Origin of the sequence: Neolewinella maritima, from assembly GCF_923081025.1 — a bacterium.
Classification (GTDB): Bacteria; Bacteroidota; Bacteroidia; order Chitinophagales; family Saprospiraceae; genus Neolewinella; species Neolewinella maritima.
In genome coordinates this window covers 1,379,150-1,404,490 of record NZ_CAKLPZ010000001.1, presented here as the reverse complement: position 1 = coordinate 1,404,490, position 25,341 = coordinate 1,379,150, and the positions used below count along the sequence as shown (strand labels likewise).

Annotated in this window: 22 protein-coding genes and 1 tRNA gene; 7 read left to right on the top strand and 16 right to left on the bottom strand. The window is 58.4% G+C overall.

From position 1 onward, the window contains the following. The first annotated feature begins 7 nt into the window (after positions 1-7). On the top strand, positions 8-577 hold the full coding sequence (locus MJQ68_RS05790; protein WP_238750079.1) for a hypothetical protein: 570 nt from the start codon (positions 8-10) through the stop codon (positions 575-577). A gap of 27 nt (positions 578-604) precedes the next feature. Here the strand turns inward: MJQ68_RS05790 and MJQ68_RS05785 are convergent, their stop codons facing one another. The 5 genes from MJQ68_RS05785 to mdh form a co-directional block, all read right to left on the bottom strand. Further along, positions 605-1,444, bottom strand: coding sequence for a histone deacetylase family protein (locus tag MJQ68_RS05785; protein ID WP_238750078.1), 840 nt, complete (start codon positions 1,442-1,444; stop codon positions 605-607). A gap of 67 nt (positions 1,445-1,511) precedes the next feature. Beyond that, entirely contained in the window at positions 1,512-3,026 is a 1,515-nt protein-coding gene (locus tag MJQ68_RS05780; protein ID WP_238750077.1) for an ABC transporter substrate-binding protein, read from the bottom strand. Next, positions 2,983-4,524, bottom strand: coding sequence for a glutamine-hydrolyzing GMP synthase (gene guaA / locus MJQ68_RS05775; protein ID WP_238750076.1), 1,542 nt, complete (start codon positions 4,522-4,524; stop codon positions 2,983-2,985). The genes MJQ68_RS05780 and guaA overlap by 44 nt, the downstream gene beginning before the upstream one ends. 65 nt (positions 4,525-4,589) lie before the next feature. Further along, a complete protein-coding gene (locus tag MJQ68_RS05770; protein WP_238750075.1) occupies positions 4,590-4,910 on the bottom strand; it encodes an ArsR/SmtB family transcription factor in 321 nt (106 codons plus the stop codon). A 180-nt stretch (positions 4,911-5,090) separates the two neighbouring features. Further along, the gene (gene mdh / locus MJQ68_RS05765) at positions 5,091-6,023 is read right to left on the bottom strand and encodes a malate dehydrogenase (RefSeq protein WP_238750074.1); all 933 of its coding nucleotides are present in this window, start codon (positions 6,021-6,023) and stop codon (positions 5,091-5,093) included. Positions 6,024-6,184: 161 nt separating this feature from the next. Here mdh and MJQ68_RS05760 point away from each other — a divergent pair, with 161 nt between their 5' ends. Continuing rightward, complete coding sequence (locus MJQ68_RS05760; protein ID WP_238750073.1) at positions 6,185-9,310, top strand: glycoside hydrolase family 2 TIM barrel-domain containing protein; 3,126 nt, start codon at positions 6,185-6,187, stop codon at positions 9,308-9,310. Here the strand turns inward: MJQ68_RS05760 and MJQ68_RS05755 are convergent. From MJQ68_RS05755 to alr, 3 genes are read right to left on the bottom strand one after another with little or no spacing between them, the layout of a single operon-like run. Continuing rightward, on the bottom strand, positions 9,307-11,466 hold the full coding sequence (locus MJQ68_RS05755) for a S46 family peptidase (RefSeq protein WP_238750072.1): 2,160 nt from the start codon (positions 11,464-11,466) through the stop codon (positions 9,307-9,309). The genes MJQ68_RS05760 and MJQ68_RS05755 overlap by 4 nt on opposite strands. Then, positions 11,459-12,418: an NAD(P)-dependent oxidoreductase gene (locus MJQ68_RS05750; RefSeq protein ID WP_238750071.1), complete on the bottom strand. Its 960-nt coding sequence runs from the start codon at positions 12,416-12,418 to the stop codon at positions 11,459-11,461. The genes MJQ68_RS05755 and MJQ68_RS05750 overlap by 8 nt, the downstream gene beginning before the upstream one ends. Positions 12,419-12,439: 21 nt before the next feature. Next, positions 12,440-14,794, bottom strand: a complete 2,355-nt coding sequence (gene alr, locus MJQ68_RS05745) for an alanine racemase (protein WP_238750070.1) — start codon at positions 14,792-14,794, stop codon at positions 12,440-12,442. 26 nt (positions 14,795-14,820) lie between these two features. Between alr and MJQ68_RS05740 the strand changes: the two genes are divergently transcribed. Then, the gene (locus MJQ68_RS05740) at positions 14,821-15,519 is read left to right on the top strand and encodes a hypothetical protein (RefSeq protein ID WP_238750069.1); all 699 of its coding nucleotides are present in this window, start codon (positions 14,821-14,823) and stop codon (positions 15,517-15,519) included. A 2-nt stretch (positions 15,520-15,521) separates the two neighbouring features. Here MJQ68_RS05740 and MJQ68_RS05735 read toward each other — a convergent pair whose 3' ends face one another. After that, entirely contained in the window at positions 15,522-16,313 is a 792-nt protein-coding gene (locus MJQ68_RS05735; RefSeq protein ID WP_238750068.1) for a hypothetical protein, read from the bottom strand. A gap of 255 nt (positions 16,314-16,568) precedes the next feature. Here MJQ68_RS05735 and MJQ68_RS05730 point away from each other — a divergent pair, with 255 nt between their 5' ends. Together MJQ68_RS05730 and dinB are read left to right on the top strand one after the other, a co-directional pair. Further along, on the top strand, positions 16,569-17,003 hold the full coding sequence (locus MJQ68_RS05730; protein WP_238750067.1) for a hypothetical protein: 435 nt from the start codon (positions 16,569-16,571) through the stop codon (positions 17,001-17,003). Beyond that, positions 16,963-18,075 carry a DNA polymerase IV gene (gene dinB, locus MJQ68_RS05725; protein WP_238750066.1) on the top strand — a complete coding sequence of 371 codons (1,113 nt, stop codon included), beginning with the start codon at positions 16,963-16,965 and terminating at the stop codon, positions 18,073-18,075. Before MJQ68_RS05730 ends, dinB begins: the two co-directional genes overlap by 41 nt. Positions 18,076-18,138: 63 nt before the next feature. Here the strand turns inward: dinB and MJQ68_RS05720 are convergent, their stop codons facing one another. The 6 genes from MJQ68_RS05720 to rpsO all read right to left on the bottom strand — a co-directional run bounded on the left by MJQ68_RS05720 (position 18,139) and on the right by rpsO (position 21,637). After that, complete coding sequence (locus tag MJQ68_RS05720) at positions 18,139-18,963, bottom strand: class I SAM-dependent methyltransferase (RefSeq protein WP_238750065.1); 825 nt, start codon at positions 18,961-18,963, stop codon at positions 18,139-18,141. Positions 18,964-19,023: 60 nt separating this feature from the next. Beyond that, on the bottom strand, positions 19,024-19,353 hold the full coding sequence (locus MJQ68_RS05715; RefSeq protein WP_238750064.1) for a hypothetical protein: 330 nt from the start codon (positions 19,351-19,353) through the stop codon (positions 19,024-19,026). Next, positions 19,350-20,444: a vWA domain-containing protein gene (locus tag MJQ68_RS05710; protein WP_238750063.1), complete on the bottom strand. Its 1,095-nt coding sequence runs from the start codon at positions 20,442-20,444 to the stop codon at positions 19,350-19,352. Before MJQ68_RS05710 ends, MJQ68_RS05715 begins: the two co-directional genes overlap by 4 nt. A gap of 47 nt (positions 20,445-20,491) precedes the next feature. Next, complete coding sequence (locus MJQ68_RS05705; RefSeq protein ID WP_238750062.1) at positions 20,492-21,133, bottom strand: uroporphyrinogen-III synthase; 642 nt, start codon at positions 21,131-21,133, stop codon at positions 20,492-20,494. 71 nt (positions 21,134-21,204) lie between these two features. Then, positions 21,205-21,278 (bottom strand) — tRNA-Lys (locus tag MJQ68_RS05700). An 83-nt stretch (positions 21,279-21,361) separates the two neighbouring features. Then, a complete protein-coding gene (gene rpsO, locus MJQ68_RS05695; RefSeq protein WP_238750061.1) occupies positions 21,362-21,637 on the bottom strand; it encodes a 30S ribosomal protein S15 in 276 nt (91 codons plus the stop codon). A 151-nt stretch (positions 21,638-21,788) separates the two neighbouring features. Between rpsO and MJQ68_RS05690 the strand changes: the two genes are divergently transcribed. Next, positions 21,789-23,234: a T9SS type A sorting domain-containing protein gene (locus MJQ68_RS05690; RefSeq protein WP_238750060.1), complete on the top strand. Its 1,446-nt coding sequence runs from the start codon at positions 21,789-21,791 to the stop codon at positions 23,232-23,234. Positions 23,235-23,239: 5 nt separating this feature from the next. On the opposite strand, the gene MJQ68_RS05685 is transcribed toward MJQ68_RS05690, so the two are convergent. Further along, complete coding sequence (locus MJQ68_RS05685) at positions 23,240-24,238, bottom strand: polyprenyl synthetase family protein (RefSeq protein WP_238750059.1); 999 nt, start codon at positions 24,236-24,238, stop codon at positions 23,240-23,242. Positions 24,239-24,332: 94 nt separating this feature from the next. On the opposite strand from MJQ68_RS05685, the gene MJQ68_RS05680 reads away from it, so the two are divergent. Continuing rightward, the gene (locus MJQ68_RS05680) at positions 24,333-25,301 is read left to right on the top strand and encodes a YpdA family putative bacillithiol disulfide reductase (RefSeq protein WP_238750058.1); all 969 of its coding nucleotides are present in this window, start codon (positions 24,333-24,335) and stop codon (positions 25,299-25,301) included. Positions 25,302-25,341: the final 40 nt, after the last annotated feature.

Sequence of the window (25,341 nt, the reverse complement as noted above, 5' to 3'; positions counted from 1 at the left end):
CCGCCGGATGGAAGACCGGTTACTGGATAAAATTGCGGAGCCCTTTAACCTGCAGCTGCCGGAATACGCCACGCTCGAGGCGATGATCGATGGCGTGCTCCCCGCTGTCGCTACCTTCAGTGAGCGCAACCTGCTCGAAGAGGGTGCACCCCTGTATACGACGAACTGGGTCAAGATGACGGACCGCCCCGGAGCCACTGCCGTAGAGCTCTACCGTTTTCAGGGCTTCGAACGTGGCGAGATCCGGGTGGTGACCGATGGCGTCGTCTCGGCCCAAGCCTATGAAGTAGAAGAGAGTGGCGACCGCATCATTATCGGCCAGAGCATCATGCGGGACAGCTTTCTCTACGAACTGGCCTTTATGGATGCCGACTTTCTGATCTTTCAGCGCCACGGTAACAAGGCTAACATCACCCACCGCTACCTGTTCTTCTGCCGCGAGGCCATCGGTACCCGGCTCACGTGGAACGAAGCGCTGGAGCGACTGGTCGACAAGTACCGCAACAGCCAGTTTCCGCTGCTCGCCGTCGGACTCATCGTAGCCGCACTGATTGCCGTCATGCTATACCTGCGCTAGTCAGGTCGGGGCGTACAACACCTACACTTAAGCAAACAGGCTTGCAGCCACGCGGTACGTATTGGCGTGCGCCTCAATGATAGTAGCCAGTCGTTCGCTGTAGCCCCCACCCATAGCTACGGCTACGGGTATCTGTCTGTCCTGGCAGCTTTGCAGTACGAAATGGTCCCGCTCTTTACAGCCCCTTAGGGTCATTGCTAAGCGGCCGAGTTTGTCGGTAGCCAGCACGTCCACTCCACTGAGGTAGAAGACCAAGTCAGGTTGAACACCGTCCAGCAGTTTTGGCAGGTGATGGTAAAGGGTGTCGAGATACACCGCATCACCCGTACCATCCGGCAGACCGATATCAAGATCGGATTTTTCCTTGCGCGTCGGGTAGTTGCGCGCACCGTGCATACTGAAGGTGAACACCTTGGGCTCCTGTGCGAACAGCCGGGCCGTACCGTTGCCCTGGTGTACGTCGAGGTCTACGATAAGAATCTTTTCCACCTCTCCCATGCGAAGCAACTCATTAGCCGCTACAGCGATGTCGTTGAATACGCAAAATCCTTCACCATGATCGGCAAACGAATGGTGGGTGCCCCCGGCAACGTTTAGCGCCACCCCGTCGCGGAAGGCGTAGCGCGCACAGTCTAGCGTACCCTGCGCGATCACCCTACCGCGCTCGATCAGATCCGGCCGCATGGGGAAGCCGATGGCACGAACTTCCTTCACACTCAGGGTATTCGTGCTTAGTTTAGTCCAGTACTCGGCGGTGTGGGTGCGCAGGATTGCAGCTTCCGACAGGGGGCTGGCGGTGAAGAATTGGTCTTCGGTAATGGTGCCCTCGTACAGTAGCTGCTCCGGTAGCAAGCTGTACTTGTCCATCGGAAACCGGTGTTTAGCCGGTAGCTGGTACCGGTATACTGGGCTGAAGGCTACCCGCACGGTCGTACTAGTTGACCCGCCGGTAGGCGTAGTCGCTATACCGCAGGATGTTGACGAACTTATTTTCGAAGCGGTCGATGACCGCTTCCTCCAGGTCCGTAGCCGAGGCGGGTACTACTGCCACCGGTGCAAAGCGGAAGCTCGTGTGCAGCAGATCCTCCGGGTTGCGCTCCAGCTCGAACTGGAAGCGGGTGCCGTAACGGGCAGCCATTTTGAGGAAGTAGCGGGTGATGTCGTAGCCGATATAGGCCTCGTCCCGGGGCAGGGTGGCGAAGCGGTCATAAAATTCCCGGCGGAACTGCCGCACCCCGGGATCCAATGGATCCAGAAAGACGCTGCTACTGATGTGCACGTTGGTCCCCTCGATGAAGTCTCCGTTCAACCGCTCGAAGCCCGCCCACTGGGGTAGTCCGTAAATGGCTACATTATCTCCCCGCTCACTAACGGTATTCTGGTACGCCTGCCGCAGAAAGTTAGATACGAAGGCCTCGTCCGCATACACGGGTACCATAAACACGGTACGACGACCGCGCAGGTACTGTGATAGATCGGGCACCGCCCCACTAATAATTAGTTCTTCCAGGGGCTCTACCTGATCGTCGCCCGTCAATAGCTTATACTCGTCCTGAAAGTAGGCTAGGCGCTGACGCTCACCAGCCGGCGCCACCAGCACGATACGGTCTGCTCCCTGGGTCCGAAAGGCGTGTCCGAGAAGGCTTCGCAAGTGCGTTTCCAGCGTAGGATTGACCTGGATGTAGTTCGTGTTGGATTCCGTGATACCGGTAGCTGCACTGTAGGGAGAGATGAGCACCTTCTCCAGTCCGCGCACGGCCTCGGCTACCTGAGTGACCTGCTCCTTTACGTAGGGACCGATAATGAGCTGCGAGCGCTGGAAAGCATCCGATCCAATTACTGCATCCAATTTGGATACACTGGCCCGGGAGTCCTGCACGCGCACATCGAAAGAGATGCTCTCCGTCCGTAGCTCGTCCAGGGCCATTTCCGCTCCACTGTAGAAGTGGAGTGCCCAAAGGCTATTGGGGTCGATCTGCTCCTGCTCACCACGGTTGCGATCGGTGAGGAAGGGCAATACAAAGTCAACCCCATAGCCCGTCAGCAGGCGCGATCCATTCCGACCGGTTCCAGTCTGCCGCACCGGCGGCAGGCCGGGGGCCGCAGGGATTGGTGCTACGTATACAAAGGAGGTATCGGCGGTGATGGGACCATTCTCCCCGGTGGTCACCTCCGTCCACTGTACGGTATCCATGGGAATGGTGGGTGCATTCACCGTCACGTACGTACCCGTCTCGGGATCGAATACGCGGCGGCTCTGCACGGGGTCCAGGTCCTCCTTTTCCCGGTCGGTACGATCGGTGGTCGACGGCCGGGTAGAGTCCACGGGCCGAAACAGCTCACAGGACGACACGCTCAACAGCGTCAGCAATACGGCCAGTAGACCTAGGGGAAAGGCCGGCGGATTACTCCCACTCGATGGTAGCCGGCGGCTTGGTACTGATGTCATATACGACGCGATTAATTCCTTTTACATTATTGATGATCGAGCTCGACACGGCGGCCAGAAACTCGTACGGCAGGTGACTCCATTCGGCCGTCATGCCATCGGTACTGCTCACAGCCCGTAACGCAACGGCCTGCTCGTAGGTGCGCTCGTCTCCCATCACACCGACCGACTGAACGGGCAACAGGATCGTACCCGCCTGCCAGACCTGATCGTACAGCCCGTACTCCCGCATTTTGTCGATGTATATCGCATCAGCCTCCTGCAGCAGATGCACCTTGGCCGGAGTGATATCGCCGAGGATACGGATGGCCAGCCCCGGACCCGGGAAGGGGTGCCGGCCGATCAGGTGGGCCGGCATGCCGAGTTGGGTACCTACACGACGCACCTCGTCCTTAAACAAGTTGCGTAGCGGCTCCACGATCTTCAGTCCCATCTTTTCCGGTAGTCCGCCCACGTTGTGGTGGCTCTTGATGGTGACCGACGGTCCATGGACGCTTACGCTCTCGATCACGTCGGGATAGATCGTACCCTGGGCGAGGTACTTAATGTTGGTCAGCGTCTTAGCTTCCCGCTCGAAGACCTCGATGAATACCCGTCCGATGGCCTTGCGTTTCTTTTCCGGATCGGACTCACCGGCCAGCGCGTCGTAGAACTCCTGCTTGGCGTCGATGGCCGATACATTCAGTCCCATGCCTTCGTAGCTCTGCTCCACCTCCTCGAACTCCCCCTTGCGGAGCAGGCCGTTATCGATGAAGAAGCAGAATAATCGGTCGCCAATGGCCCGGTGCAGCAGCATGGCGGCTACGGAACTGTCAACCCCGCCACTCAGGCCCAGTAGCACGCGGTCTTCGCCGATCTTCTGGCGAAGTTCTTCGACGGTCTGGTCGATGAAGTGAGCCGGAGTCCAGTCGCCCGTGCAGCCCGCAATGTCGATCACGAAGTTGTGCAGCAATTGCTTGCCGTCCAGGCTGTGGTACACCTCGGGGTGAAACTGGATACAGAATACCGGGTGGTCGAAGCGTCCGTCCGTGCTGCCGAAGGCAGCGACTTCTACGTCGACGGAACTGGCCAACAGCTCGAAACCCTCCGGGAGGTGCTCGATGGTATCGCCATGCGACATCCAGACCTGTGAGCCGGTTTCAATACCGTTGAACAGACTATCGCTCCTGCGTACGCGCCCTAGATTGGCTTTCCCGTACTCGCGCTTGAGGCTGCGGCTGACCGTGCCACCGTAGTAGTCTGCGATATACTGTGCACCGTAGCAAATGCCGAGAACCGGCCGGCTACCAATGAACTGATCCAGATCAGGACGTAGCGCGCGTTCTTCGCGGACGCTGAATGGGCTGCCGCTTAGAATGACGGCCTTGTAGGTGTCGTCGAGTTCGGGCACCTTGTTGTAGGGTACGATCTCGGAGTACACGTTGAGCTCCCGGATTCGGCGGGCGATGAGTTGGGTGTACTGGCTACCGAAGTCGAGAATAAGGACCTTTTCCGTCATGGCCGCAAATATAGGCTAGCCGAACTTGGGCGGCGGGTAGGCTAGCGGCCCGTAAGCACGCATACTTACATATTGCACTGGCAGTTTTCCAGGCACTCGATGATGAGGCTGACGTCGCGTTCCTTGAGACTATACATGACGGAGCGACCGTCGCGCTTAGCACTCAGGATACCCTTCAGCTTCATGGTCTGCAGGTGATGACTGACCAGCGATTGTTCGGATTCGAGCGCTTCGGTGATGCTGCTCACGCTGAGGCGGGGATGCTGCTCCAGCAGGTGTACGATACCGAGCCGCAGGGGGTGGGCCACCGTCTTGAGTATAAAGGCGATCCGCTCGAGTTTCTCGGCTTCCTGCGGATTCAGAACGGTAGGCTTGACGGGCGGCATGGATGGACGGTTGAGCAACGGTAGGTCCAAAGTACGTGTGGGAAGGGGTTAAGGTTGTAAGGGGTTAAGGGGTTAAGGGCCGGGATGCTCGCTTCGCTCGTCCCACTGTGCGTGCCGTAGGCACCCTCCATGTCCTTAACCCCTTTATTCCATAACCCCTTAACCCCTTCACTCCTTCTACTAAATATCCATACCCTCGAACACCTCCATGACCTCGCGTACGTGGTCGGCGCTGGTGTTGAGCAGGCCCATCTCTTCGTCGTTGAGTTTGAGCTCGATGACCTCGGCGATGCCTTCCTTACCTAGTTTGACGGGTACGCCGAGGAACAGGTCGGACATGCCGTACTCACCCTGTAGTTGGGCGCAGCAGGGGAAGATGCGGTTTTCGTCGCGGACGATACTGGCCACCATCTGGGCGGCGGCGGCGCCGGGGGCGTACCAGGCGGAGGTACCCATCAGTTTGACGAGCTCTCCCCCACCCTTCTTGGTGCGGTCGACGATGGCTTCGAGGTCTTCGTCGGAGATCATCTCCGTGACCGGGATACCACTGACGGTTGTGTAGCGGGGCAGGGGCACCATGGTGTCACCGTGACCGCCGAGTAGCATGGCCTGGATGTCCTTGGGGCTGACGTCGAGGGCGGTGGCCAGGAAGGCGCGGTAGCGTGCCGTATCCAGGATACCCGCCATACCGAATACCCGGTTGCGGGGCAGGCCGCTGGCTACGTGGGCGGCGTGGGTCATCACGTCCAACGGATTGGAGACTACGATGATGATGGGATTAGAGGAGTGCTCCATGATGGACTTGGTGACCATCGTGACGATCTTCGCGTTGGTGCTGATCAGGTCGTCGCGGCTCATACCGGGCTTGCGGGGGATACCGGCGGTGATAACGACGATATCACTATCGGCCGTATCGGCGTAGTTTTCCGTGCCGGTCAGGCGGGTGCTGTAGCTATCGATGCTGGCCTGCTGCCAGGAGTCGAGCGCCTTGCCACGGGCCATGTCGCCCTTAATGTCAAGCACTACTACTTCGCGGACCAGGTCCTTGTGGGCTAGTACGTTGGCTACGGTGGCTCCGACATTTCCGGCGCCTACGACGGTTACTTTACTCATAGGGGGGGTGCTGATTAGTTTAGCGTATACCCATTAGGTAGTTGATCTACCCGCGGTATGTTTTATGTGGTGGCGAATGTAGCCAAATTTGCCCGATCCAAGGTCTTGCGGTGAGCCGCCGTATCACCATCCCGAGTTGGGGACTAACGTATATTTAGCGCATGCGAAATTTGCTTCTTCTACTTTTTCTGTGTTCCCTATTTTCCGTAGCGGCTCAACAACAGTTTGTCCAAAACCCCCTGACCTTTGCCGTCAACCGGCTACCCGCCCACGCTACCTTGTACCGGTATGCGGACACTATGACCGCCCGGACTGGAGGGCCCCTGGCTGGTCGCACCAGCCTGGATGGCAGCTGGAACTTCGAGTACATCCCGCACGGAAAGAACACGGCTCCGGCTGCTACCATAACGGCAGATCGCTACCCCAGCGGTAAGATCGAGGTGCCCGGCAACTGGGAAACCCAGGGATACGGAGCACCCATCTATACCAATATCGAATACCCCTTCCGGCCCGTCATCCCCCCCTTCGTACCCGCCCAGGCCGGTAATACGGAACACGACCGCAACGCTATGGGTATCTATCACCGGGCGTTCGACCTGCCGGATTATGTAAGTACCGACCGCCAGGTGCTGCACTTCGGAGGGGTCAGTTCAGCCTTCCATGTGTGGGTCAACGGCAGCTACGTCGGCTATTCGACCGGAAGTCGCACACCGGCGGAATTCGATATCACTCACCTCGCCCGGTCTACGGACAATCAAGTGTACTGCGAGGTGTACCGCTACAGTGCCGGCTCCTACCTGGAAGACCAGGACCACTGGCGAATGTCCGGCCTGCACCGCTCGGTGTACGTACAGAGCACCCCGGCTACCTACGTGTACGATCTATTCCTGAAGGCCTCCCTGACCGAGTCCCTGGACAGTGGCCTGCTCCGGATCGAACCCCAGTTTCACTACCGGGATCCGGCGGAACTGGTGGACAAGAAGCTCACCGCACAACTCTACACCCCGGGCGGTCAGCCAGTACTCGCTCAGCCCGATACGCTCGACCTGCAACCCATCCTGAAGTTCCTACAGTACGGGACCAACAACGGCGCTTACCAGGTGCACCGCTTCCACGGCCTGGACCTGACCATACCCGACGCCCTACCCTGGACGGCAGAAACCCCCAACCTCTACCGACTCGTAGTCACCCTACTTGACGAAAGCGGTGCAGCAACGGACGTGATCGGCGAGAACGTCGGCTTCCGCAACCTAAGCTGGGGAGCGGAGGGCTTCTTGGTTAATGACAAGGAAGTGATCCTGTATGGTGTCAACCGCCACGATCACTCGGCCACGGGCGGCAAGGCGGTGACCCGCGCCGAGATGTATGAGGATCTGCGCCTCATGAAGGCCTTCAACATCAACGCCATCCGCACCAGCCACTACCCTAACGACCCCTACCTCTACGCACTGGCCGACAGCGTAGGGCTCTACGTACTGGACGAGACCAACATCGAGACCCATAAAGTAGGTAGCCAGATCAGCAGCCTGCCCATGTTCGCCCCCGCCATGCTGGACCGTGCCATCCGTATGGTGGAACGCGACAAGAACCGCCCCTCCATCGTCGGTTGGAGTCTGGGGAATGAATCGGGCACCGGCCCCAACCACGCCGCCATGGCCGCCTGGATCAAGGACCGTGACCCCAGCCGCTGGCTGCACAATGAGGGGGCTGCCGGACTAGACTTTGCTACCCCCCGCGTACCGGATGCCGCCTACGTCGACATCCGCAGCCGCATGTACACCGACCGCACCAAGATGCGCGAGCTGCTCACCGACCACCCCGACTGGCCGTTGATGTACTGCGAGTACGCACACTCCATGGGCAACTCGACCGGCCACCTCGATACCTTCGTCAATCTCTTCCGCACCTACCCCAATATGGTCGGCGGCTTCATCTGGGACTGGATGGACCAGGGCCTCTATAAGACCCGCGAGGACGGCACCCGCTTTCTGGCCTACGGCGGAGACTTTGGCGAGGAAATCCACTCCGGCAACTTCCTGGCCAATGGTTTGGTATTCTCTGACCAAACGCCACAGCCCGCCCTCTACGAGGTGAAGCATAGCTATCAGCCGCTGGACGTACAGCGGGAAGAGTCGGTTCTGTTACTCCGGTCGTGGCTCACCCACACCAATGCCGATCAGTACGATATGGTAGTCCGGCACGTGCGCACCTCCGGTACTACGGAAGTCCTTCGCACCCGCGCGCCCGCCCTACTGCCGGGTGAACGGGTGCAACTGCCCGATCTGCTGGCGGAGGTACCTGACGATGTACGCGCTATCGAGATCGCCTTCTTGCAGCGTACGCCAATTGTGGGTCGCCCCGCCGGACACGAGGTGGCATTCGAGCAGATCGTACTGCAGGATATAACTAGTCTTCCGGACTACCCGGAGGCAGCTAGGGCACAGTACCAGGAATCACCCGCCGGTCTGCTACTGTCGAGTGGGGATACGGAAGTGACGATCGATCGCACGACCGGCGTAGTACAACAGCTTACGGTAGCCGGGCAAGAATTACTCGACGGGCCACTGGAACCTGATTTCTGGCGCGCAGCCACCGATAACGACCGTGCCGCCAGGCTGCCGCAGCGCTACGCGGCCTGGAAAGATGCCCAGCCTACACTGGTAGACGCCACCTTCGCCGGCAATACCCTGAAACTTACCCGTACCTATCTGGAGGGCAAAGTCACGGAATCCGTACGCCTGCGCATCGACGCAGCCGGGGCACTAGCCGTAGAACAGACCTTGCGGCGGAGCGCGGGTGCGGAGGACGTATCGGGTGTGTTTCGCTACGGCGTGCGCACTCGTATCGACCCAGCTTACGCGGAGGTCAGCTGGTTCGGGCGCGGACCGTTCGAAAGTTACGTGGACCGTAAAGAAGCCGCCAGACTGGGTAGCTTCACCCTGGCGACCGATGCGCTGAACAGCGACTACATCCGTCCGGTAGAAAATGGTAATCGCAGCGAGGTGACCGAACTGACCCTCACGGGCCCCGCACTGACACCCATTCGAGTTCAGGGTAAGTTCGACTTCAGCCTTAACCCGAATCGGGACGACGAACTAGAGGAGGCGATGCACGGCGTAGACCTGCCTGATACCGACACGCAGTACCTACACATCGACTACGGGCAGATCGGTCTTGGCGGAGACGATACCTGGACCCCACAGGCAGCCCCCTACCCCGAGCACCTACTGCCGCTGAATAAGTCCTATACCTACCGCTTCACCATCGGTACTGTGGCGACGCGTTAGCGCGAGCTGTTGACCAGAGTCATCTCCTGCACCAGGTGGGGCGCGCCGCCGAGTTTGTCGATCAGGAAGAGTACGTAGCGGATGTCGACCATGATGTTGCGGCAGATGCTGGGGTCGTAGTACACGTCGGACGTCGTGCTCTGCCACGTGCGGTCGAAGTTGAGGCCTACCAACTGTCCTTTTCCGTTGAGGGCGGGGCTGCCGCTGTTCCCGCCGGTGGTATGGTTGGACCCCAGTACGCAAACGGGCAGCTTGCCGGAAGCGGTGGCGTAGGGGCCGTAGTCCTTGTCAGCGTGGAGTTGACGCAGCTTCTCCGGCACGTCGAATTCGTAGTCGCCGGGCACGTACTTTTCCATTACACCGTCCAGGTAGGTCATGTAGTCATTGGTCGTGCCGTCCAGTCCCGTAAAGCCTTCGAATTTCCCGTAGCTGACCCGTAGGGTGCTATTCGCGTCGGGGTACAGATTGCGCTCGGGGAAGAAGGCCAGGAGGCCCTGCATATACTGGCGTTGCAATGCATTGATCCGCTCGGCGTAGGCATTGTAGACATCCACGACCTCTCGCTCATTATAGCGGTTGAGCTGGCGGGCGTACTGGAAGGCGCGATCGGCGCGCAGCCGTTCGATAAAGTCAGCCGGGTTCTCGCGCAATAGTTCGGTAAGGCGCTCCCCCCGGGAGAGGTAGCTGCCACTGTACAAACCATCGATCAGGGCATCGTAGCTGTCGGCGAACGCTAGTTGATCCATCACGTAGGCATCGCGGTACTGCTCCGGAACCTCCTCATAGTAGGCGGACAGTAGCGCACGGGCTACCTCCCGGTCTACGGCAGCACTGTAGCCCGCGTAGAATTTTTCCAGGTAGCTGAGGATGCCCGGCACCCGCTGCCGAAAAGCCTCTAGTCCGTTGTTATCCGCTACCTTGAACTGAGCGTCGAGGTAGTTGGCCATGCGGAAGAGGTCTATATTGTAGTTGATCTCTCCGGTATACGCTCGGGTCTGCTCCAGCTGCTCGCGCTCGGCGTATAGGCGATCTAGTTGGGGCAGGAGGTCACCGTACCGCGCCTTGGCCGATGGCTTGGCCTCCAGCCGCTGCATGAATTCTTGCTCGAAGGTCCGACGCTTGTCCAGTGCATCCACGGCGGCGACCCCCTGGCTTTCCCCCCGCCACTTCTTCCAGGCATTGGCAATGCGGGCCTGCTTTGAGGCGTAGTCGATTTTGATCTGCGGATCGGCCCGCATGGCGCTGTCGATGACGGCCAGACTCCGGTCGCGCATCCCCACCCGAATGGGATTGATCACCTCGGTCCGCTGCTGCATGGCCGATGCAGGCAGGTACTGATCGGTCGTACCGGGAAAGCCGAAGATCATGGAAAAGTCCCCCGGCACCACGCCGGCCATACTCACCTCCAGGTGCCGCTTGGGCACCATCGGTACGTTGGTTTCGGCGTATTCAGCGGGGCTGCCATCGGGTGCGGTGTAGATGCGGAACAGACTGAAGTCTCCCGTATGGCGGGGCCACTCCCAGTTGTCTGTATCGGCGCCGAACTTACCCACCGACGAGGGGGGTGCACCCACCAGCCGCACGTCATTATAGGTCTTGGTGACGAAGGCGTAGTAGGTGTTGCCCTCGTAGAAGGGTTTGACCAGCACATCCTCGAAGGCTTCCAGGGTGTAGCCAGACTTTAGCCGGGCGGTGTTCTGCTGGATCATTTGGCTGCGATCCTTGACACTGAGGCTATCGCTTACGCCTGCCAGGACCTGATCGGTCACTTCCTCCATGCGTTCGATGAAGGTGACGTACAGGCCGGGATTAGGTAGTTCTTCTGCACCGTTCATCGCCCAGAAGCCGTCCTGCAGGTAGTTATTCTCCAGGGTGCTGTGGTCCTGTATGGCCGAAAAGCCGCAGTGGTGGTTGGTGAGCACCAGTCCCTGCGCGCTGATCACTTCGCCGGTGCAGAAGCCACCGAAGTGTACGATAGCATCCTTAAGGCTGCCAAAATTGATGCTGTAGATATCCTCCGCCGTGATCTCCATGCCTATGGCGCGCATTTCCTCCTCGTTGAGGTTCTCCAGGAGGAGGGGCAGCCACATACCTCCGCCGGCGCGTAGGGTAGGAAGTAATACTAGAGTCAGGGAGAGGAGTAGTACGCTACGCATGGTTGGTGGTGGTTTGGGCAAAGGCTTCGGTGATCTTCCGGTACAGGGTGCGGGCGTGGCCTTCTTCGGCCTCCACACTCCAGCCCGCGATGTGGGGAGTGAGCACGGTACGGTCGCTGCGCCGCAGGTACTGGTAGGGTTCGGGCAATTCGTCGGGGTTCAGCTTTACAAAGCTTTGCTCCTCGTATTCGTTCACATCCAAGGCAGCCCCCAATACCTTATTCGCTTTTATGCCCGCCACCAGATCAGCGGTATGCACTACCTGACCACGGGCCGTGTTGATCAGATAAAATGGTTTGGCAAATGAGTTTATCCATCTGGCGTTGACATAGTTGTGGTTGCCCTCCAAGAATATATGTAGGCTCACTACGTCCGCCGCTTGTTGCAGTTGTTCCAGGCTCACTGCTTCGGCGTAGTCATCCCCGTAATCCGTTCGGAAGCGGTCATGCGCGATGACCTTACAGCCAAACCCCGCTAGCCGGCGGGCGGTCATCTGCCCCATATTGCCGTAACCGATGATGCCCACGGTGAGGTACTGCAGCTCAGTTCCCGTGTTCTCACGTCTCACCCATTTGCCCTGCCGCACCTGTCGGTCGGCGCGGCCCAGGTGGTTGAGTAGCATCAGCAGCATACCTACCGTGTGCTCGGCTACCGTATGCTTGCTCCCCTCCGGACTGTTAAATACGCGTATCCCCCGCTTGCGGGCGTAGTCCAGATCAATATGGTCCGTCCCGACGCCCCAACGGGCTACGAATTTTAGTCGCCGAGCCGCGTCGAGCAGTTCGCGGTCCACGTCGAAACGCGAACGGATCATCAGTCCATCGTACTGCGGCAACAGTTCCAGTATTCGAGCGCGGTCGCAGGTGCAGTGCAGGTCTACGGTGTGCCCGTCTTGTTCCAGCGCCTGCCGCAGAAAGGGGTGCGCATCCTTGTCTAAAAAGATCACCTTCATAGGCTGTAAGGTACTAGCTACTTATTCTCCGACGTAGATGCGGTGCACGCGGGAGCCGATGCCGGTCAGGATCTCGTAGGGAATGGTACCCACCGCATCTGCAAGTAATTCCACTGGATGCGCGGCGCTGAAAATGGTTACCTCCTCCCCCACCCGAGCGTCCGGCACCCCGCTTACATCGACCATACACATATCCATACAGATGGTGCCAACGGTTGGAGCTAGATGCCCCCTTATCCACGCCGCAAAGCGGCCCTCCCCCGACGCCCTGGGTAAGCCGTCGGCGTAGCCTATGCTCAGCACCGCAATGCGGGCTCCGGCCGCCGGGATGTGTCCGCGACGTCCGTAGCCGATGGACATGCCCCCGTCCCGCTCACTAATGGAGCTGATCGTGGCGGTCAGTTCGAGCGCTGGTTGCAACTGCCTGGCCTGTCCGGCGTCACCGATACCGTATAGTCCGATCCCGAGACGCACCATCTCGTAGGTCGCCTGGGGGAATCGACCAATGCCATTGCTGTTCAGCACGTGGCGTTGAACTTTTCCGCTTGTCTGCGGGTCACTCCCCGCCAGGTAGGCCCGATACGCCTCGTCAAAGGCAGCGAGTTGCTGAAGAGTAAACGCATCGTGGCGGTCATCCTCGCTGGCGGCCAAGTGAGTGAATAGGGATGCGACGAGGGGAGACTGCAATCGCGGTACAAGATCCACCAACTGCTTCGGTGTAAATCCAAGGCGGCCCATTCCAGTATCCAGTTCCAGGTGCATCCGTAGTCCCAGCCGGCTAGCCTGTTCGAACTGCGGCAGGTTATGGATTACAGGCTCCAGCCGATCGGCTACCATGCCCGCCAGACTGTAGGCTGCAGCGTTGAGGACCAGAATAGGAAGCTGTATCCCCCCACGCCGCAGCGCATGTCCCTCCTCCGGGTAGGCGACAGCCAAGTAGTCTACTCCTGCGTCCTGTAGCACCTGAGCGACCGGCAGCGCTCCGCTACCGTAGGCGGAGGCCTTGGCCATGACCAGCAGCTTACACTGCGCCGGCAGGAGCGACCGGTATAGCCGTAGGTTGTGACGCAGGGCAGATAGATCGATCCGAAGCTGCGTACGGTGCAGTTGCCGGCTCAACGCATCGGCGATACGGTCAAACCGCTCGTAGCTAGCCCCCTTGACCAGCACGGTCTGCTGAGAAAAGTCGCATGTTGGTAGCTCCCTTAGAAGCTCATCCAGGCTACCGTATAGTATGGCATCTGGCATACGCTCGGCCAGCTTAGCATGCGCTGCGCCGACCAGGACCAGGCGATCTACCCGCCCGTTGAGTAAAGTCTCCAGGCGATGCTCCAATCCTGGCAGCGGCTGGACTGTACCAAGGATGAGGGTGAGCCTGTCGTACGGGTTCTGCGTCTCGGCAAACTGCAGGGCGGCAGCCAGGGCACTGAAGTCGTTGCTGTAGCTATCGTTGATGACTGGCCCCCCGTCGCGACCCTCCCGCTGTTCGAGCCGGCCGGTGAGTGGCCGCAGGAGTGGTACACCGCTTGTAATTTCGATTTCGGGCAGACCAAGCGCACGGGCGGCAGCGATGACTAGCCCAGCGTTCTTTCGGTAGACGCCGTCGAGAGTAGCAGATGACGGTAAGACCTGCTGCACCGTAGACTCTGCATCGATGGGACAAACATCCACCGAGGAGTATAGCTCGCGTGTACGGGCTAATGCGTTAACCTCATCGGTAGGTAGTATAAGCCACTCCACTTCAGCAAACAGGCTGAGTTTTTCACCTAAGTGCCGCGCCGGGCCGGCGAAGTTTTGCAGGTGGGCCGTACCGATATTGGTAAGCAGTCCGCAGGTAGGCTGAATGATCATGCGAAGCTGATCCATCTCTCCGGCCTCACTGATCCCCGCTTCGAAAATTCCGATCTCATGGGCGGCGGTAAGCTGCCAGACGCTAAGGGCCACCCCGATCTGTGAATTATAGGAACGCGGGGAAGCACACACCCGGAAAGTAGCCGCGAGCAACTGACTGAGCCAGTCTTTTACGATCGTCTTCCCATTGCTACCGGTAATGGCAAGTACTGGCAGAGCGGGAAACTGCCGACGGTGGAAAGCAGCCAGTGCCTGCAGTGTGTGTAGTGGATCGTCGACCACGGTAAAACTAGCCTCGGCATTCAGCTGCTGTGCCGGCGGAGTGCGCACCACGAAGTGCCGTACACCCTGTGCATAAAGCTCTGGTATGAAGTGGTGGCCATCCGTGCGCTCCCCCGTCAGAGCGATGAACAAGGTCTGTGAAGGGCGGCTGACCTGCCGGCTATCTACCACCAGATCATAGCTCTGATAGTGGCGGTAGAGCTCCTCGATCGCCGGCTCCGTATGGTGTACCGCTTCCCTCACCCCGCAAAGATCGTACTTTCGCGCCCATGCAAGTGCCCAAGATTCGCCAGTACGTGGCGGGCTTTACCCCCTGGATGCTCACCGAAGAGGCCCGCGAGTACCTCCCCCTCTGGGAAACCCAGCAAAACTGGCAGACCCACTTCAACGTAGAGGCCAAGGATCTGGCCGGTAGCTACGACGCTGCCCTGGATAGTAAGACCAATCGACGCCACTACCGGCGTGGTGGGTACGACCCCAAGCGCTCCATGCTAGCGATCATGGAATGGGAACCCGATTTTGTGCGGGATGCCTTTCGGGATTTGTACAGTCAGGATCGCGACCTGGAGGGGCGCATTCAACGCTTCGTTTTCTACGTCAACGAGCTCTTCAACCGCTACCGGGACGCCAAACCAAAGGCGCGCGTCCCAACGCACTACCACGACGATGACTACAATATGGTCTCGATCTACCTGATGGGACAATACCCCGCGCAGTATGCACCGTACTCCACGGAACTGTTACAACTGATATGTACCAAATTAGGCGCGAAGGATGTACCCGTAGCGGCAGACTTCCCGCGCTATACGAAACTACTGCAAACCCTGCGCAGCTTTCTAGCGGATGAGACTATTCAATCCAACTACCGCGAGACGCTACGGGACATTGATTATCAGGGGAATAGTGCGCTCCTTGTGTACTGGTTCTTCAAGTACATCGAGTCCGTCGAGCAGGCAGTAGCCGTTTAACTTCAGGCTGCCACGCGCTGCAACTGCCGTACCAGTTCAAGGTCGGCGGGGGCAGTGAATAAGCCCTCCCCCTGCCGGTCGTCCGTCACCTCCAGGTGCATCGTATCGGCGAGTTCCCGCGCTAGCTTGCCGAGCTGGGATGCATAGGCGATGCTATAGCCCTGTGCAGCGTAGTGATCTACGATACCTACCCGAATACACTCCAGAGGATCGTGGCGGAACAGCAACTCGCGCACCCGGTGGCTGCGGGTGAAGGGAACTTTACGCTCCGTCAGTTGCTCCCGCAATTCATCCATAGTCGTCTTGACCACATTGCTTACGCGGTACTTATTCCAGTAGTCGCCCGATCCGGTGCGGCGGACGTATGCATTCAGGTGACGCTCCTCGGCAGCGATCTGGCAGCTGAAGCGGGTCATTGCTTTGGTCTGCTCCAGCAGCTCAAGCGTCTGCTCAGCGGTAAGCTGTACGGTCTCGGGATACACCGCTTCTTCCTTGGCCAGCTTCGTAGCAATAGCCTGCTTCACCCGTGACTTGGTTGAAAGGGCGACCAGACGGGCAAACTCCAGATTGAAGTAGTACTCGTGCACCACATCCGTCTTGGTGTGGGGCGATCTGGCGTAATCCTGCATGCCGGCGGGTTTGCGAATGCCGTCAGCAAACTGGTACACATCCTTGATCCAGCTGCGCACATTTCCCTGGTAATGGTGATCGGCCAGCCCGAGTGCACGATGCAACTCGGACGCCTTGACGACCCGTGTACCCTTTTTGCTTACTCTGATTGTTAATTCCATCATAGGACAACTAAATGATGTACCAAAGTTACTCCTTGTTGGAACGATAAGCAAGTTTAAAACAAAATATTTGTAATTATTATGCTAAGTTTCTCACCCGCTCTACTATCCATCAGACAGTTGTAGGTATTGTGACCCTATTTTGCGTATATTCTACCAAATAAGGATGTTATCACAGTCCCACGCCGTGTTGGAACGCGGCGCGTCGCGACGGTACCCCAATACACGCGGCCTATCTTTGGGCCAAAGTCAGTGCATATGATCCGTACACTCGTCAAACTAGGGCTGTTGGTAGTCGTCACCTTACTAGCCTACAACTACTTCCTCGGCACGCCGGAGGAAAAGGCCAGCAGCCGGGAGATCGTGGGCAAGGTTCGGGAACTAGGTAGTGATGCCTGGCAGTTGCTGCGCAGTGAGCGGACCAAGCTTAAGGAGGGCAAGTACGATGACGCACTCGACCGGCTGGAATCGCTCTACGCCAATCTAAAGGAGGTCGCCGTCACTACCCGCGACTCCGAAACCCTCCAGCGATTAGAGGAGTTAGGGCAGCGTCGGGAAGCGATCGAAGACCGCCTACGCGGCTCCGAAGACCTGGACGCCAAAGAGCAGCAACAACTCGATGAGCTTACATCCGACACGGAGGACCTGATGCATGAAATGGAAGCGAAAGGCCAATCGCCGGCCCCTTACTGAGACGCGCAAGATCATCCATATCGATATGGATGCCTTCTTCGCCAGCGTAGAGCAGCGGGACAATCCCGAACTGCGGGGCAAGCCCATAGCAGTAGGTGGAAGTAAAATGCGCGGCGTGGTCGCCGCAGCGAGCTACGAAGCGCGCGTCTTCGGCGTACGAAGTGCGATGCCCAGCGTAACGGCCCGGCGCCTGTGTCCAGAGTTGATCTTCGTAAAATCCAGCTTCGATAAGTACCGGGCCGTGTCGGACCAGATCCGCGAGATCTTTTACTCCTACACCGACCTGGTCGAGCCCCTGAGTCTGGACGAAGCGTACCTGGACGTCACCGAAACCTTGCGCGGACCAGCCTCAGCCACACTGATCGCCCAGGCCATCCGGCAAGAGATCTTCGAGGTCACCCAGCTCACCGCCTCGGCCGGCGTTAGCTTTAACAAGTTTCTGGCTAAAGTCGCTAGCGACATCAATAAGCCGAATGGCATGAAGGTCATCATGCCCGCCGAAGCTCCGGCTTTCCTCGCCGCCCTTTCGGTAGAAGACTTCCACGGTATCGGCAAGGTCACGGCGGCCCGGATGCACAAGATGGGCTTTCGCACAGGTGCGGACCTGCTCAAGCTATCGGAAGTAGAGATGGCTCAGCGTTTCGGCAAGGTCGGTCGGCATTATTATCGCATCGTCCGGGCCCTGGACGACCGCCCCGTCAACCCAAACCGCAATCGGAAGAGCGTTGGCGCCGAACGCACGTACAGCGACGACATCGGTACCCTATCCGAAATGATGGAAAAAACGGACTGGCTAGCAGAAAAGATCCACCAGTACCTGGTCGAGCGCGACAACTTCGGGCGTACCGTCACCCTGAAGATGAAGTCGCCAGAGTTCGTCATCCACACCCGCAGCCGTAGCTTCAGCGGAGAGGTGAGAAAACTGGATGATCTGAAGGAAACCGCCTACCAGCTCCTCCGCGAAAATATCGATGAGGTACCTATAGTGCGCTTGCTTGGACTCAGCGTGAGTAACCTGGAACGCGAGGGCGGTGAAGGCGTACAGCTACTTCTGCCCTTCGAAGAGGAGTAGGTTTTAGTGGGGTAGTTCTGTAGTGCCATACAGAACTACAATACTACAGAGCTACCCTACTACCTACCCATTCATCTTCTGGAACATGAGAATCCCCCAGTCCAGACAGCCGTCTTCGGCTAGCTTGATGAAGTTCTTGTAGGTCTTGATGCGGTCCTGCACGAAGCGTTCGCTGCTTTGCTCGACCAGGGCTTCCTTATTCGCCTGCAGGGTGTAGAGTACCTTGGTGTAGTGGTGGACCAGCTGATCCGATAGCTCGATGCTGTAGATCTGTTGGAGGAAGCCGCGCTGGGCATCCTTACCGTATTGCTCCTCGGTGATGAGCTCTTCCAGGGGTAGCTTCTTGATCAGCTTTTCTGATTCCGGGTTATCGCAGGTTTCACTACGCATTAGCGCACTGATGATCAGTCGTCCCTCTGGCTTGAGTACGCGATGGATGGCGCGGAAGGTCTCGCGCTTCTTACCCGTCAGGCTAAAGGCATCCTGTCCGATCACGAAGTCGAAGTAGTCGGGCTCGTAGGGCATATACTCTACGAAGCCTTTGGCCACCTTCATTTTCTTGGTCAGCTCGAGCTCCTCGATCTTGCGTTCGTTGTACTCGTTTTGCTTCTCATCGTCGTTCAGGCACCAGACCTTGCACTTGTACTCCTCGGCGATATAGCGGGCGGCTCCCCCGAAGCCACTCTGGATGACCAGTACCCGGGAGGCACGCTTGATCTTCGGCAGCAACTTAATCATGCGCTCCGTCGTCTTGCGATTGGCCTCGTACAGGCTCAGGTCCTTCGGCCGGTAAATACCGATGTGCAGATCGTCGCCCCCCCAGACATTATGGTAGATATGCTGTCCTTTTTTCTCTTCTACAAACAGTTGGTTGGGGTTGGTCGACATAAATTGGCTTTAGTCAGATAAACCCTTAATTCCTGCTTTTGTTCGCAAATTGCGTACAAACTAGTCACGCTTCGTTAGCTCCTGCTGCCAGGTCCGCACCTCTCCCAGACGGAAGCGAACGGGAAAACGGGTAGCATCTTCGATGTCCAGTTCCAGTCGGCAGAAGAAGGCCAGATGTGGCTTGGTCCGGGAAAAATCAAAGGCTTCCGGCTCCACCACCGGTAGATCGTCATAGGCAACCGGTCGGGCGGGTACGCGGGTATGCAATGCCTCGAGAGGGGCAACGCGGAGCGCTAACGGTTCGGCACCCGCGCCCCCGCCCGGTGTGAGTTGCGCCTGCACGGACGAAGCACCTAGCAGAAGTAAGGCAGGAAGTAGGTAGCGCGTCACTTCTTCTTATTGTTCTTGTAGTCGCGGAAGACGAAATCGCCAAGTCCCTGCAGACCACTGTAGTACGCCTTACCTCCATTCGTCTCGGTGAAGCTCTGTACGAACTGTACGAGGTAGGGATCGCGGGCGATCATGAAGGTGGTGACCGGTACGCTGATCTTACGCAGGCGGGCGGCCAGATTGAGCGTGCGATTGACGATGGTCCGGTCCAGGCCCATGCTATTCTTGATGTAGCGCTTGCCCCGCTTGATGCAGGTGGGCTTCCCGTCGGTGATCATAAAGATCTGCTTGTTGGGGTTACGGCGCCGGCGTAGGATGTCCATAGCCAGCTCAAGTCCGGCCACCGTATTGGTATGGTACGGACCGACCTGTAGGTAGGGCAGATCCTTGATCTCAACCGGCCAGGCGTCATTTCCGAATACGATGATGTCTAGGGTATCCTTGGGAAAACGGGTGGTGATGTACTCGCTCAGGGCCATGGCGACCTTCTTAGCCGGCGTGATGCGGTCCTCTCCGTAGAGGATCATGGAGTGACTGATGTCGATCATCAGCACGGTAGACATCTGCGCCTGATAGTGGGTCTCGTAGACTTCGAGATCGTCCGTCGTGAGCTTGAACTCATCGATGCCATTGTTGATCTGCGCGTTGCGCAGGCTCTCGCTGACGGCCATCTTATCCAGGGCGTCGCCGAATTCGAACGGCCGGCGCTCGCTGGTGGTCTCGTCGCCGCGGCCGCTGTACCGGGTCGAGTGATTGCCGCGCTTGGTTTTCTTAATGTCGCCGAAGATATCCTTGAGGGCCTTCTGGCGCAGCTCGCCTTCCATCTTGGCGGTGGGCACGTAGCCGGGGCTGCCGGGTCCGTCACCGGGCTCGATGTAGTTCTTATCGATCAGCTCCTGAATAAAGTCGCCGATACCGTACTGATCGTCCGTAAGTTCGTACTGCCGGTCCAGATTAGTGAGCCACTGTAGGGCCTCTCCTACATTACCGGAAGTGTGCGTGAGCAGCTCCTGAAAGAGTTTCAGTAGCTTTTCGAAGGGAGTCTCATCGTCCTCCCCTGCGATATAGTTTGAGAATTTCCATCCGATCATACTGGGGAAACGGGTGGATAGTGGGATGGTTGTGGGGCAGGCAACGACTACACAACATGCCTTAGCATCTTCACCAATTCCTCATCGGTAGGCAGTACCGGCCAGCTACACGGCACACCCCGTCGCACGAGTTCGCTTCCCGTGCTGGGTCCCAACGCCATGACCCGCGCCCCAGCGGGCAACTCCCAGTGATCAAGATAGGCGGCGACGTTGAGCGGACTAGTAAAAATATAGGTGTCGGCTACGATCGCTGCCGTAGGGGGAACGGGCTGATTGTCGTAGCAGATGGCATCGAGCACCGTCACACGGTCCGCCAGCAACATTTGTACGCTACGCCTACTCTGCCGGGCACGGGGAAAGAAGACACGCTGCCCCTCGGCGACAGCCAGAAATTCTTCAGCTACGGCGCGGGGTTCGCCCGTGCCGCAGAAGTCTACCCGGCCGGCGTGCCGGTAGAGACTGGCTGCGGTAGTGCCCCCGATCGCCGCAGTTCGTACGGTCGGTGGAATGGCACCTGCATACTGCACGGCACGGGGGCTGTAGAAGAACCACCAGTGGGCATCACCGGGGGGGGTAAAGGCTACCGGGGCGAAGGTGAGCAGCGATCGGTCGTCGATGGTGTCGCCCTGGCTGGCGACCCACGCACGTAGCGGACTGGAGTCAGAAAGGTGGCGGCTGATGAAGATCACGCCGCAAGTTAGCCGGCATGACTACAAATGCAAAGGTCCCACTCACGCAAGCGCAAATGGGACCTAAAACGTGAGCCCCCAGGGGCTCGAACCCTGGACCCCCTCATTAAAAGTGAGGTGCTCTAGCCAGCTGAGCTAGGGGCTCTGGAGGATGCCTTGCTGTAAGGCGTCGCAAAGGTAAGTCCGGCCGCTTTACTTGTGCAAGCGACCGGACTAGAATCTTTGTGATTACTTGCGGATGCCTAGCTTGGCAATCAGTGCGCGATACCCCTCGAGGTCGCGGCGCTTGAGGTAGTTGAGCATCTTGCCGCGGCTACCGACCAGACTCAGCAGGGCCTTACGGCTGCTGTGATCCTTGGGATGCGCACGGAGGTGATCGCTGAGCGACTTGACGCGGTAGGTGAACAGAGCGATCTGTCCTTCGGTGCTGCCGGTGTTCTGGGCAGAGCCACCGTATTCGGTGAAGATTTCATCCATCTTCTCCTGTGGGAGGTAAATTGGCATAGAATAAGGGCCTTTAGTAAACAGTCCCCACCGGGCACTGATCAGTTGAAGCGATAATTTCGGGCTGCAAAGGTAAGGAGAATCTACATACTACACTAGCCCGCCGAACGCAGTACCCTCTTTTTATCTTATAGCACGTAAATTCACGGCAATGAAGCACCTCTCTACCCTACTAGTTCTCCTCTTTGTCTGCACCTGCGTACGCGCCCAGACGGCACTGAGTGTAACGCAGCAGAACACCGATCTAGCCATCAACCTGGCCTTTGTGGTGCCGGGTGCCGAGTACGACGTGGTCAACTATAAGGTGGTATATACGACCATCGACGCCCGTGGCCAACCCGATACGGCCAGTGGCCTACTGGCTATCCCGCTCAACCGCGATCTACAGTTTCCGCTCGCTGCCTACATGCACGGTACGGTCAGTAACCGGGAAGCCGTACCGAGCCGGGAGGGCGTACTAGAACGCCGGCTAATCGCTGCCTTCGCTACTAATGGCTACATCGTAGCCGCACCCGATTATATCGGACTGGGCGACAGCGAAGGCTTTCATCCCTATGTGCATGCCGATAGCGAAGCAAGTTCCGGACGTGATCTGCTCCTTGCGGCCAAAGGCTGGATGGATGAGCAGGGCATCGCGTACAACGATCAACTATTCATCACCGGCTACAGCCAGGGGGGCCACGCCGCCCAGGCCCTGCACCGGGATATTCAGGAAAATCCCAGTTCGGACTCACTCTCGGTCACCGCCGGAGCGCACCTCTCGGGCCCCTATAGTATCAGTGACGTGATGCGGCGCGCCAGTCTGTCCGAGACCCGGGCTACACTACCGGGCTATATCGTCTACACTTATATCAGCTACGATACGGTCTATAATCTATACGATAGCCTGGAGCAGGTCTTCGTACCCGCTTACACCGATCTGATCGATTCATTCGAGCGCCAGGTTATCAACCTGGGTGACTTCAACGTACGACTAGACACCTTATTACAGCGGCGGGGCGAGGTCGTGGCCGATATTTTTCAGGATTCGATCCGCCAACAACTGGAAACTAACGATACGAGCAGTCAGGTGATTCAGGCACTACGCCGCAACGATACCTACCGCTGGGCCCCTGATGCTCCTACCCTACTATTTTACTGTACGATGGACGAACAGGTACCGTTCGAAAACGCGCTGCTGGCCGATAGCGTCATGACCCGCCTGGGAAGTACTACGGTACAAACCATGACCGGTGGCGCGCTGACCCACGGGGAGTGTGTCGTCCCCGCGGTACAGGCTACCCTGGGCTTTTTTGACCAATTTGCTGTAACTCAACCCACCACGGCCACCCGGGGGGTACCGATCACTGTGTCTGATCTGAGTGTCAGCCCCAATCCAGTATCCGCCGGTGGCGAGCTCTTGGTGACCGGTTTGACGCCCGGAATGAATTACCGATTTGCCGTGACTGACCTGAACGGTCGGCTCGTACAGCAGGGTCAACTGAGCGGCCAGCAATCCCGTGTGCGGCTCTCCGACGGTCTCAGCCGTGGGCTGCACCTACTGCGCATCGTGCACAGCAACGGTGATTTTACCGTTAGTAAGTTGGTCGTCCAGTAAACTGCCTAGCTGTTACGCTGGAGCAGGTTCTCGGTGAGCTCGCGCAGGACCTGTTTGTACCGTGGGTTACCCTTCACCTCGTCCAAATGAGCGTAGGCCTCGGCCTGGAACTCATCGCGAAGCTGGGCGACGAGCTGCGGCACATCTCCTTGTTGCATCAGGGCAGTCACACGGGCTACTTTAGTGGCGGGGTCGGCGGGTGAATGACTGAACCAGTGGATCAGCTCCTGTTTATCCGTATGGTTGAGTCCCTCCAGCGTCTTGAGGTACAGGAAGGTCTTCTTGTTCCGAATGATGTCATTGCCGGTCAGCTTACCGGTTTCTACCCCATCGCCGAAGGTGTCCAGCAGATCGTCGTGGAGCTGAAAGGCCAGGCCAGTCAGGCGACCAAACGCGTATAGGTGACTTGCCGTCTCCGCGGAGGCACCCGCTGCCAGTGCCCCGAGTTCGAGTGCTCCGCCCAGTAGCACGGCGGTCTTGAGCTCGATCATGTGCAGGTAATCCTCGATGCTTACATCGTGGCGAACTTCGAAGTCGACGTCGAATTGCTGTCCCTCACAGACCCCCGTGGCCACCCGGTTGAAGGTGCAGAGTAGGTCGGCAATGCGGCCCCTGACCGGCACCGCACACAGGTGCTCGTAGGCCTGGATAAGCATCAGATCACCGCTCAGAATGGCGGTATTGACGTCCCATCGCTCGTGTACGGTAGGCTGGCCCCGACGCAGTGGACTATCGTCCATGATGTCGTCATGCAGCAAGGTGAAGTTGTGGAACGTTTCTACAGCCAGGGCTACGGGCATACCGGCGCGCAGTTCTTCGTCGTCCCCACAGATGCGCGCGGCGAGCAGGGCCAACAGGGGGCGGACGCGTTTGCCACCAATACGGAGGATGTATTCAATGGGTTCGTACAGCCCCCTGGGTTGGCGGTCCGCGGCTACGTCGGCGAGCTGCTCGACGAAGCGTTCACGGAGGTCGGAAAGGGTGCGTACGGTGGACGGCTGCATGGGGGCTAAGCTAGGGTGGGGCAAACATACGAAGTCAGGCTCCACGACGGGGCGACGGGGACAACCACTCGCACCGGCCCGCGTTAGTTTGCCTATGTACGATCTGATCATCATCGGCGGTGGCCCCTCCGGCATTAATGCCGCCATCAGCGCGAAGCGGGCCGGGCTGCGGTACCTTATTCTGGAGAAGGGCGTAATCGCCAACAGCCTGTTCAACTTCCCGGTCAACATGACCTTCTTCAGTACCTCCCTGAAGCTGGAGATCCAGGATACCCCCTTCATCAGTCATATGGATAAGCCGACGCGGACCGAGGCGCTGGAGTACTACCGCCGCCTGATCCAGCACTTCGACCTGGACATCAAGCTGTACGAAGGTGTCGAGCGCATGCGGGCCATTGAGGGAGGCTATGCTGTAGAAACCCGCAAGGCTACCTACCCTAGCCGTAACGTAGTGGTAGCAACAGGTTTTTACGACACACCCCGCAAGCTGAACATTCCCGGGGAAGACCTCCCCAAAGTCCGCCACTATTACAACGACCCTCACGCCTACATCGGTCAGGACGTGCTCGTCATCGGTGCAGCCAACTCCGCCTGCGATGCGGCCCTTGAGTGCTGGCGCAAAGGGGCCCAGGTGACTATGGCGGTGCGCGGTGGGGAGATCAGCGACCGGGTCAAGTACTGGATCAAACCCGACATTGAGAATCGCATCAAGGAGGGAAGCATCACCGCTTACTTTAATACGACTACGGACGAGATCCAAACGGATACCGTAGTACTCGGCACCCCGGATGGCCAGGTGAGGCTGCCAAACGATTTCGTACTGGCCATGACCGGCTACCAGCCCAATTTTGCCCTGTTTGAGCGATTGGGACTTCCGGTGGAAGATGCGGATGTATGCAAGCCCATCTTTAACCCCGACACCCTGGAAACCCTGCTGCCGGGTGTATATATGGCCGGCGTAGCCTGTGGCGGCAAGCAGACCAGTAAACTGTTCATCGAAAATACGCGCGACCACGGCGACATCATCGTCGAAGCGATTCAGGGGCAATCCGTACTGAGCTGACAACATTTGGGGGTGCCACCCGCTTACACCCTTTGAGTGT

Bases quoted from the DNA above. Each gene is read 5' to 3' on its own strand.
- MJQ68_RS05770 (WP_238750075.1), bottom strand. From the start codon at position 4,910: ATGCCGCCCGTCAAGCCTACCGTTCTGAATCCGCAGGAAGCCGAGAAA.
- guaA (WP_238750076.1), bottom strand. From the start codon at position 4,524: ATGACGGAAAAGGTCCTTATTCTCGACTTCGGTAGCCAGTACACCCAA.
- MJQ68_RS05790 (WP_238750079.1), top strand. From the start codon at position 8: ATGGAAGACCGGTTACTGGATAAAATTGCGGAGCCCTTTAACCTGCAG.
- MJQ68_RS05680 (WP_238750058.1), top strand. From the start codon at position 24,333: ATGTACGATCTGATCATCATCGGCGGTGGCCCCTCCGGCATTAATGCC.
- MJQ68_RS05740 (WP_238750069.1), top strand. From the start codon at position 14,821: ATGCAAGTGCCCAAGATTCGCCAGTACGTGGCGGGCTTTACCCCCTGG.
- MJQ68_RS05685 (WP_238750059.1), bottom strand. From the start codon at position 24,238: ATGCAGCCGTCCACCGTACGCACCCTTTCCGACCTCCGTGAACGCTTC.
- rpsO (WP_238750061.1), bottom strand. From the start codon at position 21,637: ATGCCAATTTACCTCCCACAGGAGAAGATGGATGAAATCTTCACCGAA.
- MJQ68_RS05760 (WP_238750073.1), top strand. From the start codon at position 6,185: ATGCGAAATTTGCTTCTTCTACTTTTTCTGTGTTCCCTATTTTCCGTA.
- MJQ68_RS05785 (WP_238750078.1), bottom strand. From the start codon at position 1,444: ATGGACAAGTACAGCTTGCTACCGGAGCAGCTACTGTACGAGGGCACC.
- MJQ68_RS05735 (WP_238750068.1), bottom strand. From the start codon at position 16,313: ATGATGGAATTAACAATCAGAGTAAGCAAAAAGGGTACACGGGTCGTC.
- MJQ68_RS05690 (WP_238750060.1), top strand. From the start codon at position 21,789: ATGAAGCACCTCTCTACCCTACTAGTTCTCCTCTTTGTCTGCACCTGC.
- MJQ68_RS05750 (WP_238750071.1), bottom strand. From the start codon at position 12,418: ATGAAGGTGATCTTTTTAGACAAGGATGCGCACCCCTTTCTGCGGCAG.
- MJQ68_RS05710 (WP_238750063.1), bottom strand. From the start codon at position 20,444: ATGATCGGATGGAAATTCTCAAACTATATCGCAGGGGAGGACGATGAG.
- MJQ68_RS05720 (WP_238750065.1), bottom strand. From the start codon at position 18,963: ATGTCGACCAACCCCAACCAACTGTTTGTAGAAGAGAAAAAAGGACAG.
- mdh (WP_238750074.1), bottom strand. From the start codon at position 6,023: ATGAGTAAAGTAACCGTCGTAGGCGCCGGAAATGTCGGAGCCACCGTA.
- dinB (WP_238750066.1), top strand. From the start codon at position 16,963: ATGAAATGGAAGCGAAAGGCCAATCGCCGGCCCCTTACTGAGACGCGC.
- MJQ68_RS05730 (WP_238750067.1), top strand. From the start codon at position 16,569: ATGATCCGTACACTCGTCAAACTAGGGCTGTTGGTAGTCGTCACCTTA.
- MJQ68_RS05755 (WP_238750072.1), bottom strand. From the start codon at position 11,466: ATGCGTAGCGTACTACTCCTCTCCCTGACTCTAGTATTACTTCCTACC.
- MJQ68_RS05780 (WP_238750077.1), bottom strand. From the start codon at position 3,026: ATGACATCAGTACCAAGCCGCCGGCTACCATCGAGTGGGAGTAATCCG.